General features: G+C 34.2%; 1 protein-coding gene. It reads right to left on the bottom strand.

The genetic code is table 11. The features are described 5' to 3' along the window. Positions 1 to 354 (bottom strand): transposase (locus FD33_RS09360; protein WP_162256988.1); only part of this gene is annotated, 354 nt, incomplete at both ends.

Below are 354 nucleotides of genomic sequence, written 5' to 3'. Positions count from 1 at the left end.
TTTTTCCAATCTCTCTTCATGAACAAGTATTCTTTACTTCTTTTAGGCATTCGTTTCATTACCTGTATTCTAGTTGAATTGAGAGAACGATTCATCATCTGAACGATATGAAATCTATCAACAACGACTTTGGCCTTTGGAAACAACTTTGGTACTAAATTAATGTATCCGGCATTTAAATCCAAAGAAATAGTTTTTACCTGTCTTCTGACTTTCAAAGGAAATCGACTGAAGTATTTACTGATTTGATATGAAGTTCTTCTGGGCAAGATATCACCCGTACGATGATTATCGCTATCTAACCAAATAAAGCTCATCTTGTCAGTAGACATAAATTCATCAAATGCCATGTGC

It is taken from the genome of Companilactobacillus paralimentarius DSM 13238 = JCM 10415 (assembly GCF_001434985.1).
Classification (GTDB): Bacteria; Bacillota; Bacilli; order Lactobacillales; family Lactobacillaceae; genus Companilactobacillus; species Companilactobacillus paralimentarius.
The sequence above is the reverse complement of the archived record's forward strand: the minus strand, read 5'-3'. Positions and strand labels throughout refer to the sequence as shown.